We start from the raw sequence: 6,678 nt of genomic DNA, 5'->3' as shown, positions 1-6,678 counted from the left end.
CGGATTGTTATATTTGTAATCTGGAGTTAATTTGGGGTATTGGCTAATTCTAGCGCTTGAAATTACACACTCAATCTATAATTTTTATTATTTTATCTATAACCAACCGTTATATACTAAGGCGGTTCGTTGCTCCTAGGTTGGCGTGATCCGCTTCCCGGGTAGCGTTGTCAGGGAAAGGTGCGCGGGGATGGAGCTTCTGCAGAGCGACCTCAAGCTCCGTCAGTTGAAGGTCTTCCGGGAAGTGTTGCGGGCCGGTTCGACACGGCGAGCAGCGGTTGCGCTCGGGATAAGCCAGCCGGCCGTCAGTCAACATGTGAAGCAGCTCGAGACCACGCTCGGCATCACACTGTTCAAGCGATCAGCCAACCGCATCGTCCCCTTGCAGGAAGCCTGGGAACTCCTGCGAAACGTGGAACTTGCCCTGACGTCCCTGGATCGGCTGGAAGCGTCGATCTTCGCAATGAAGAACGAGGAAAAGCAACGGATCGCGATTGCCGCGCCTTCTGTTTTCGGTTTCGTGACCTTGCCCAAGGTCGTGGCGATCATCCACTCAAAGACCGCTTCGAATGTCCGGTCGATTTCTGGAAGCTACGAGCAGATCGGCGAACACATCCTGGCCGGCCGTGCCGATCTCGGCATCTCGAGACTGCCGCTGGATCCACGTCTGTTTGAGTGGGCGCCGCTTGGGTCGGCTCGCAACGTATGCATCTTCCATCCCGACCACCGCTTTTCGAAACAGACCTGTATCGAGGCGCAAGACCTGGCAGGCGAGACGATCGTCGATATCGATCCCCAGTTCGCCGCTCATCAAATGAACTTCAACGCCTTGCGCTTCGCCGGCGTTGAGCCAGACATACTGGTGGAATTCGATTGCAACGGTCACGAAGCCGGATACGTCTCGGCTGGCCTGGGCATTTCGATCACAAACGAGATCATCGCGCGTGAGTACGCGGCGTTTCAGCTGGGAGTAAGGCCAGTAGAACCGTCCGCGCTCTATCACTACGTTGCGATTTGGCAGAGGGGCAGGACCTTTTCCAACGCGTTGAATGTATCTCTCGAGGCCACAATCGCTGCGTTTTCGAATATGCCGACTACGAGAGGGTGAATATCTCGTGAGGGATGGTGGCCTGCGATACTGCGTCTCCGGCTTCCCCGGGGTCCTTTTCACTGCTGGAGATGGTGACGTGTCCGCCGGAGCTTACCGCCTGGCTTCTGGTTAGGCGCGCTTGAACGGTGACGTCTGTCAGGACCACCTGATAACGGCGCGATTACAAAGGAACGCCAGCAGGTGTTGGAAAATGGCGGCGATTAAGGCTGCCCTGTTGCTCCTGCTTGCCCGCGAGGTCCTCACTTATTGGATTTCTTTGGATATTGGCTCGAGGAACAAGAGATAGGACCGATTAGGATCGGAGCCTGCGGGCCACCCGAGGATCACCGACTGCATCTGAGGTATTCTCTTGGCAGCGATACTCTTCACTTATTCGTAGACCAGCACATAAGTATTGCCGACACTATCGTTCAATGGATTTGCGGCCGCCGTCAGTCGATTACTAGCGCATTCAACACAGGAGATATGCCATGCGCGATCAAGGGCTTAGCAATTCACGTGTCGCAGCAATCATCAAAACGAAGAACGAAGTCAGCGTCAATCAGGCGCGGTGGATACTCATTCCGCTGTTCGGATTGTGGATCTTGGTTCCCGCTGCGGGCATGATCCTCGGGTGAAGAAATGACCCCGGCTGTGAGTGCAGCCAGGGCGCTGGAGAAAGTCCGATCCGAACTGCACGCACTACTCGGATCATGAGCCTGTGCTGCTCTGACCGCATCGATTGCGCACGAGGTACACCAGCGGGTTTCAGGCATTATCGCCAATGCCGGCACCTGCCTCGGGCATTGGCGGCTGATCGACAAAACGTCGATGGAGCGCTGGGAATTGCGCGGCGTTCCATTCGGGACGGCAATCGGGCGGCGAGGTGGGCGTCGGTACAAAAGTATTGCCGATACCAACGTGCAATAGCATCCAAAAGATTGCGTAGGTCATCTCCATATCACTTCTGACCCTCGTCAGATGTACCTTTGGACGCCCATCGTCATTGGGACGATGGCGAAAACAAGAGAGGTCTACACCATGAACATCAAAGCGATTGGTCTCGGTGCATTTGCACTTTTTTGTGTCGGCAGCACAGCCCTCGCCGGCGCACTCGACGTGGTCGACAACATCGGGCCATTCTACACTGACGCCTCGATGAAGGCCCTGAAGCCTATGCCTGAGTTCAAGGCGGTCTTCATGGCCAAGCCGAAGCCCATGCGCGAAATGATCATGCGCGAATGCAACGACGCGGCGATGAGCAAGCCCTACGCCGAGTTCTGCGCCAACGTGAATGCCCTCGGCGGGATGAAATAGTCCCCGTCATTGCCCCCGCGAACGGCGCCTAAAATGATGGCGGGCAAGCCCGCCATCAATTTTCCGCGCGGAAGACCACAATCAAACCATGGAGGGAGTTCGCGCATGAAGACGAACCTCTTGTTGGCCTCGTTCCTACTCATCACTTCGATTGGGCTGCCGAATGGCAGTTTTGGGGCCGACGCTATGGGACTATCGATGAGTTCCAAAGGATCGCAGGGCTCATCCGTCCAGGGCTCGATTTTCGGCTGGTTTGCCGGCCAATCGGAGTTGGCGTCAATCACGCAAGCCGAAGAGTGGCTCAATTCGCCACCACTGACGCCGACGGCACTCCGTGGAAAAGTCGTCCTTGTCAGTTTCTGGACTTACACCTGTATCAACTGGATGCGCGCACAGCCCTATCTCCGCGCTTGGTCGGAAAAATACCGAAACCAGGGGTTGGTCGTGATCGGCGTCCACTCGCCGGAGTTCCGGTTTGAGAAGAACATCGACAACGTCCGCCGAGAGGTGAAAGCGCTGGGGGTCGACTATCCCGTCGCCGTCGACAGCAAGGGAGCGATCTGGAGCGCTTTCAACAACAACTTCTGGCCGGCATTCTATTTCATCGATGCTCAAGGGCGAGTGCGTGATCAGCATTTCGGTGAAGGATCCTACAACGAGTCCGAGAAGATCATTCAGCGATTGCTGGCAGAGGGTGGCAACGAGGTCGGAGGCAGTGATCTGGTGTCGGTCGATGCGCGCGGCCTCGAAGCCGCAGCCGACAAAGCCAACCTGAAGTCTCGGGAAAATTATGTTGGCTATGAACGTACCCAAGGCTTTGCGTCCCTTGGCGGAGTAATTCGCAACAAGCCGCATCTCTTCGAAGCGCCGGCACAGTTGCGCCCGAACGAATGGGCGCTTACGGGCGACTGGATCATGGGAAGCGACGGCGTGTCGGCGAAAAGGGCCAATGGCCGCATAACGTACCGCTTTCACGCCCGCGATCTGCATCTTGTTATGGGGCCGGCATCGCCGGGATCGTCCGTAGAGTTCCGCGTCCTTGTCGATGGTCACCCACCAGGCGGATCTCACGGACTTGACGTTGATGAACACGGCAACGGAACGGTAAGCGAACAACGCCTGTTCCAGCTTATCCGACAACTAGGGCCGATCGTAGATCGCCAATTCGACATCGAATTTTTTGGCCCCGGCGTCGAGGTATTCTGCTTCACGTTTGGCTGATTACCAAGCTGTCGCCGATCCCCGCGACCTCCTTGATCGAGCCGAGCAAAAGCGGGATTACCAGTGGACGCTCCATTCTCTCAATTGGGCGCGGAAATTCCTTCTTTTCATCATCTTGAATAACAGCTGTCTAGAGGCGTCAAAGCTAACGCTGGCTCATTCAACCATAACCTTATCCGCGATATTTAGGGCAGAGCATCAGGAAAGCTGGTGCCGCGAATATGCCGCCTGTGGCGCCCGGGCGTAGCGGCTCCGAAGCCGCCGATTATAAGTATTCTCGCCCTGTGGCTGCCGATTCTGCGATTAAGAATTGGATGAATAGGCATGGGGGAGAAAGGCCGCTATTCTAAGCCTCGTTCACCTTCGATGCAGGAATAACGAGATCACGGAGTAGGAAAATCGCATGCTATGCGACAAGGCGCCCATCCCCTGCCCGATGGATGGTGAATAGAGTTGTGGTGTCATGAGCCAAACCCACACACTACAACCGTCATCTATCCGCTTCCCGGTGCAACCGCGGCTGGTACCGGCGATCAAGGCGGCGCGTTATCTGCACCTGACGCTGCGGGAATTCATGGAATTGCTGCCCTCGTTGCAGGATCAAGGCTTTCCCAAGTCCTGCCCAATTACCGGCAACTACGACCTGGTTGCGATCGACTCCTGGCTCGATCGACGCTCGGGTCTTGCAGGATCGGGATCCGGCGGGCAGTCTAGCATTGACATTGCAAGAGCGAGGCTGGCGACCCTTGGGTAAGATCAAGTTGAAGCACTACGTCATCCGTAAGGGCAGGTACGGCTACTGGCTGCCGACGCCGAAGATGGTCGAAGCTGGCTTCAGATGCATTTCCTGTGGAATCGACGGGCCTGAGGCTTGGACGATAGCCAGGGAGTGGGAAGACCGCTGGCAGGAACTCCGCAAGGGCAGGGAGCCGTCGCGCCTGCATGTATGGCCAAAGGATTCCATCGGAGACGCCTTTGCACGCTATCGCCGCATGGATGCATGGAAGCGCAAGCCACCGCGCACCCGCGAGGATTGGGAACGCGGCTGGACCTTCATCGAGCCGTACTTCGCCGACCTGCCGCCAGCCGACATCACCCTCGAGCTGCTCGACGACTGGTATGGCCGTCTGCTCCGGGTCAAAGGTGTCGACATCGCCTACCGTGCCGTAAAGACGTGGCGTTCGCTCTATAATGTCATGGCCGGCATGAAGCTATGCCCGCCCGGCTCCGACCCATCGCAGGCGATCCGCCGCCAGACGCCACCACCGCGCCACCAGACCTGGACGGCAGGCGAGGCGGTGCGCATGGTCAAGGGCGCCTGGCGCGCCGGCTACCGCGGACTGGCCTGCGTCATCGCCGTTGCGTGGGACACGAGCTTCTCACCCGTCGACGTACGCACGCTCACACCGGCGCAGGCAATGCAGACAGCACAGGAATGGGGTTTTCTGATTGCACGCAGCAAGAGTGGCGAGGCGGCTTTCGGCACGCTGTCGTCACGCACGCAGCGCCTGGTGCTGGCCTATGTCGAATCACTAGGCGTCACCCTGCTTGACGATGCGCCGATCTTTCGCTCGCGCGGTTTCGCGCCGGGCCCGAAGGGCGGCCGGCCGCGCGCCGGCGTGCCTTACACCAAGGATTCTCTGGTCGACGACTTTGCCGATCTGCGCACGCTGGTGTTCGGGACATCGGAGAAGCGGCGGCTGATGGACATGCGGCGTTCCGGCGCGGTCGAGGCAAATGCCGGAGGCGCGTCGGTCGAGGCAATCTCGGCCAAGATGGGCAATTCGATCGACGGGAACAAGGCGCTGCAGAAGACCTATATGCCGGTCAATCTGGCCGCCGTCCGCTCAGCTGACGCCAGCCGCCGCAAGGGCAGAAAGCTGCTTGGCCTGGAACGGAACGAATACAGAAAGTTGAAACTCTCCGCAGAATGAGAGTTGAAACTTTTCAAGGGGCGGTAGCTAACCCCTTGAAATTAATGGCGCGAGTGACGGGGCTCGAACCCGCGACCTCCGGCGTGACAGGCCGGCACTCTAACCAACTGAGCTACACCCGCGCATTGGACGAGCACGTGTCAGCCGTGTTCGTCGTTGGGGCGGTGGATAAGGGGTTCGCCACCGGGTGTCAAGCGCAGCTGGACAGCATATACGCATCAGGAGAAGGTTTTTTGACAGGCGGCACTTTGCCCGCGAAAACCACTGTGCGGCTAAGCTAGCAGCTGCTCATTTGGCCTTGCGAAGTCGGTTGCGACCGCTTAAAGGTCCGGCCGGAGCGGGCGATTAGCTCAGTTGGTAGAGCGCTTCGTTTACACCGAAGATGTCGGCGGTTCGAGCCCGTCATCGCCCACCAAGATCCCGGATTCCGGGCGCGGCCTCAAAGAGCCGCACCCCCTTTCATGCCGGCACCAGTCTACTTCCTGATGTAGCAGGTCTTCTTCGCACGGGGAGCGGGATCTTCGTCAAAGGCATCGTTGCCGCAGCGCACGCCGTTCCTGAATACGCCCTGGACGTACTGGCCACGCGCCCCGTATCTCACCACTTTGCGGCCACGGAACTCGCAGAACCGCCCCTCCGAGGCGCAGGCCACCCATCTGCCGCGGCCCTGGCCGTAATCATTATCGCCGTAATTGTCATCATTGCCGTAATTGTCGTCGTCGTTGTCACCATAATCATTACCGCTATCGCGCCTCGCAATATAGCAGGCCTTGTCGCGGCCGGGCGCCGGGTCGCCGAAGACGCGATTCGAGCAAGGCACGGAACGACGATCGAAGAAGCGGGAGGTGGTCTGGCCGCGCGCGCCGTAGACCACTTCCGAGGGGTAGGGCAGGCGGCACGTGCCGCCTTCATCGGCGCATTTCTGCATGCGCTGGGCCGACGCGGTGGCGGGGAAAAGGATAGAAACTGACGAGGCCAGGCCGACCAGGCAAATGAATGTAAACGTCATCCGGATCAAAGCAGTGAAGGTTTTTGACATGATTTTGTCTCCCGTTCGATTCGACCAGCATGGTACAGCTGCCTTGTTAAATGCACGATGAATGAAAGCCCTCGCGG

General features: G+C 58.2%; 8 protein-coding genes and 2 tRNA genes. 7 read left to right on the top strand and 3 right to left on the bottom strand.

What is annotated here, in order from left to right:
* The first annotated feature begins 190 nt into the window (after nucleotides 1–190).
* Both NKH38_RS11790 and NKH38_RS11785 read left to right on the top strand, forming a co-directional pair.
* Nucleotides 191–1,108, top strand: a complete 918-nt coding sequence (locus NKH38_RS11790; protein ID WP_023669156.1) for a LysR family transcriptional regulator — start codon at nucleotides 191–193, stop codon at nucleotides 1,106–1,108.
* 473 nt (nucleotides 1,109–1,581) lie between these two features.
* Nucleotides 1,582–1,728: a hypothetical protein gene (locus NKH38_RS11785; protein WP_023669155.1), complete on the top strand. Its 147-nt coding sequence runs from the start codon at nucleotides 1,582–1,584 to the stop codon at nucleotides 1,726–1,728.
* Nucleotides 1,729–1,858: 130 nt separating this feature from the next.
* On the opposite strand, the gene NKH38_RS11780 is transcribed toward NKH38_RS11785, so the two are convergent.
* Nucleotides 1,859–2,044 carry a hypothetical protein gene (locus tag NKH38_RS11780; RefSeq protein ID WP_156940624.1) on the bottom strand — a complete coding sequence of 62 codons (186 nt, stop codon included), beginning with the start codon at nucleotides 2,042–2,044 and terminating at the stop codon, nucleotides 1,859–1,861.
* A gap of 87 nt (nucleotides 2,045–2,131) precedes the next feature.
* Here NKH38_RS11780 and NKH38_RS11775 point away from each other — a divergent pair, with 87 nt between their 5' ends.
* From NKH38_RS11775 to NKH38_RS11760, 4 genes are all read left to right on the top strand, one after another.
* Nucleotides 2,132–2,407, top strand: a complete 276-nt coding sequence (locus NKH38_RS11775) for a hypothetical protein (RefSeq protein WP_023669154.1) — start codon at nucleotides 2,132–2,134, stop codon at nucleotides 2,405–2,407.
* Nucleotides 2,408–2,512: 105 nt separating this feature from the next.
* Nucleotides 2,513–3,628 (top strand): redoxin family protein, encoded by a 1,116-nt coding sequence (locus NKH38_RS11770; RefSeq protein WP_023704336.1) that lies wholly within the window; start codon nucleotides 2,513–2,515, stop codon nucleotides 3,626–3,628.
* Between the two features lie 463 nt (nucleotides 3,629–4,091).
* Nucleotides 4,092–4,382, top strand: a complete 291-nt coding sequence (locus NKH38_RS11765; protein ID WP_050588518.1) for a hypothetical protein — start codon at nucleotides 4,092–4,094, stop codon at nucleotides 4,380–4,382.
* Nucleotides 4,375–5,562: a site-specific integrase gene (locus NKH38_RS11760; RefSeq protein WP_050588517.1), complete on the top strand. Its 1,188-nt coding sequence runs from the start codon at nucleotides 4,375–4,377 to the stop codon at nucleotides 5,560–5,562. The genes NKH38_RS11765 and NKH38_RS11760 overlap by 8 nt, the downstream gene beginning before the upstream one ends.
* A gap of 45 nt (nucleotides 5,563–5,607) precedes the next feature.
* Here NKH38_RS11760 and NKH38_RS11755 read toward each other — a convergent pair.
* A tRNA-Asp gene (locus tag NKH38_RS11755) sits at nucleotides 5,608–5,684 on the bottom strand.
* A 217-nt stretch (nucleotides 5,685–5,901) separates the two neighbouring features.
* Here NKH38_RS11755 and NKH38_RS11750 point away from each other — a divergent pair.
* A tRNA-Val gene (locus NKH38_RS11750) sits at nucleotides 5,902–5,977 on the top strand.
* A gap of 60 nt (nucleotides 5,978–6,037) precedes the next feature.
* On the opposite strand, the gene NKH38_RS11745 is transcribed toward NKH38_RS11750, so the two are convergent.
* Entirely contained in the window at nucleotides 6,038–6,601 is a 564-nt protein-coding gene (locus NKH38_RS11745; RefSeq protein ID WP_352760229.1) for a hypothetical protein, read from the bottom strand.
* Nucleotides 6,602–6,678 lie beyond the last annotated feature (77 nt).

The sequence above is a fragment of the Mesorhizobium sp. M1078 genome (assembly GCF_040318615.1).
Classification (GTDB): domain Bacteria; phylum Pseudomonadota; class Alphaproteobacteria; order Rhizobiales; family Rhizobiaceae; genus Mesorhizobium.
This window is presented reverse-complemented; position numbering and strand designations above follow the sequence as displayed.